Annotated in this window: 4 protein-coding genes; 1 reads left to right on the plus strand and 3 read right to left on the minus strand. The window is 64.3% G+C overall.

Translation table 11 applies throughout. From position 1 onward, the window contains the following. Positions 1 to 409: ADP-ribosylglycohydrolase family protein (locus EOA86_RS32580; RefSeq protein WP_206630203.1), on the minus strand; the 409-nt coding region annotated here is incomplete at its 3' end. Positions 410 to 411: 2 nt separating this feature from the next. Then, positions 412 to 1,137 carry a GntR family transcriptional regulator gene (locus EOA86_RS32585; protein ID WP_065006706.1) on the minus strand — a complete coding sequence of 242 codons (726 nt, stop codon included), beginning with the start codon at positions 1,135 to 1,137 and terminating at the stop codon, positions 412 to 414. Positions 1,138 to 1,254: 117 nt separating this feature from the next. On the opposite strand from EOA86_RS32585, the gene EOA86_RS32590 reads away from it, so the two are divergent. After that, positions 1,255 to 1,707 (plus strand): hypothetical protein, encoded by a 453-nt coding sequence (locus EOA86_RS32590; protein ID WP_348633379.1) that lies wholly within the window; start codon positions 1,255 to 1,257, stop codon positions 1,705 to 1,707. Positions 1,708 to 1,792: 85 nt separating this feature from the next. On the opposite strand, the gene EOA86_RS41610 is transcribed toward EOA86_RS32590, so the two are convergent. Next, positions 1,793 to 1,957, minus strand: coding sequence for a DUF2934 domain-containing protein (locus tag EOA86_RS41610; RefSeq protein WP_348633380.1), 165 nt, complete (start codon positions 1,955 to 1,957; stop codon positions 1,793 to 1,795). Positions 1,958 to 1,961 lie beyond the last annotated feature (4 nt).

The raw sequence follows: 1,961 nt of genomic DNA on the forward strand, positions 1-1,961 counted from the left end.
CATTGGTGTCGCCGCCACTTCCCGCTTCCTCGGCCGGCACGCCGCCATTGATGGCGTCGATGGCGCGCTTGGTCGACGGTCCGAGCAGATCGTAGCTGCCGCGCGCCTTGACCTCGCGCTCCCAGTCGAGCAGCGCATTGACCCAGCGCGTATGATCGAAGCCATCGCCTGAAACAACCAGGATACGGCCGAGCAGCAGCGCCTGTTCGGTGTCGTCAGTAACAGTGCCGGCGGCCAGGCCTTTCGACACTGGATGGTCGGCGACGGGCGCGACGAAATCCTCGACGTGGCCGTAGAGCTCGGCGATGCGGGCCGGCGACAACAGCTGCGTCGGCATGCCGAGCGCATCGCCCAGCGCACCGCCGATAAGCGCGCCCATCGCCCGGTCGATCGCCTCGGCCGTGTCCATCCTCAGAACTCCAGGTGAAGTGCGAAATGCGCCGGATTGAGAAGGCTGGTGACAAATTCGATGGCGCGGCCATCGGCCGCGCGCGTCAACCGCCGCGTGCGCAGGAACGGCGCGCCGGGCGCGCAATCGAGAATGGCCGCGTCCTCGGCGCTCAGCATCTCGATATCGACCCACTCCTCGCCGTGATCGGGGACGAGCCCCGCCCCTCGCAGCGTCTGGTGCAGCGAGCCCTCGCGCAGGCCGCGCAGCGGCACGTCCTCCAGCTCGGGCGACAGCGGCAAGCGGCTGCGCTCGATCGAAATGGCGTGGCCGTCATCGGCGTTGCTGCGCACCCGGTCAACGGCGATGAAGAACGGGCTTTCGACGCCCAGCCTGGCAGCGAGCTCGGCATCCTGCATGACTTCGAGCCTGAGCGTGCGCGTGTCGGCATTGGCGCCGGCATTGGCCAGCGCCCGCGACCAGCCGACGGCGTCGTCGACCGGCATCCCGTCGAAGGTGACAAACGAGCCGATGCCGACTTTGGTGGTGATCAGCCCGCGGCTAGACAGTTCCTCGAGACCCTTGCGGATGGTGTTGCGGCTGACGGAAAAGCGCTGGACGAGCTCGTTCTCGCTCTGCAGGCGGTCGCCGAAGCCGAGCACGCCGGAGCGGATCTCGTGTTCGAGGACGGTGGCGATCCGTTCGGGCTTGCCCGTACCGGGAGTCGACAGAGCCGTGCGTCGCGCCATGGAATACCTGTTCAGTAGACCTGTATAGTCCTGTTCAGTACAGTGACATGGCGGTCATGTCAACGGCTCGTGGCCAGCACGCTTTTGAGTTCCCCATACCGGGCAAGGATTGCTCTGATGATCACGAACGGTTCGTCGCAGGCTGGAATTTTATGGGAACCTTCACCACCCCCGAGCGGTTTTTTCGATAGTCGCAAATGCGGCAACAACCGAGAAAATGGAGACAAATGGAGAAAAATCATGCTCACGAAGATTCTCGCAGCGTCCGTACTCGCCGCCGGTCTGGCCACCTCTGCGATGGCCCAGAATACCAGCGACCCAGACGCTGACATGGGTCCCGGCAGCGACAGAAGCGTCGTCACCGACCCTGCCCCGGTCGATCCGAGCCTCGTCGAGCCGAATGCCGTCGATCCCGGGATTACGGGTAGTATTATTGCGGGCCCTGATGACTTGAATTCTAATGCCGATCGTAACTGCCCTATAGGCCCGCAGGGCGCGATGCCGGATGCAATGAACAAGGCTCCCGGCACGGTTTCACCGACCGTCAACGACAACCACTGCGGCAAGTAGCCGAGATCGATTTCCACGCTTTCGGCCGCGGCACGGACAGAGTTTTCGTGCCGCGGCCGAAACGCTGTGTTACGAACCGCTATTTCTAGCTTGCTGAACTCTTGCGCGGTCGGACAGCCTTTGGCTTGGTGGCCTTTCCGGTCGCGGGACCCTTCGCTTTCGGCCTGCTCTCCTCACCGTCGATCTCGGCTGTGGCCTGATCCCAGTGCTGCTGGTGAGCGCCGTTGGGCCGGCCGGCCTGCTCCCAGATCGCG

It is taken from the genome of Mesorhizobium sp. M5C.F.Ca.IN.020.32.2.1, assembly GCF_004023105.1.
GTDB classification, from domain to species: domain Bacteria; phylum Pseudomonadota; class Alphaproteobacteria; order Rhizobiales; family Rhizobiaceae; genus Mesorhizobium; species Mesorhizobium wenxiniae.

Excerpts from the sequence above, each read along its gene's own strand:
- EOA86_RS32585 (WP_065006706.1), bottom strand. The coding sequence starts at position 1,137 with ATGGCGCGACGCACGGCTCTGTCGACTCCCGGTACGGGCAAGCCCGAA.
- EOA86_RS32590 (WP_348633379.1), top strand. The coding sequence starts at position 1,255 with ATGATCACGAACGGTTCGTCGCAGGCTGGAATTTTATGGGAACCTTCA.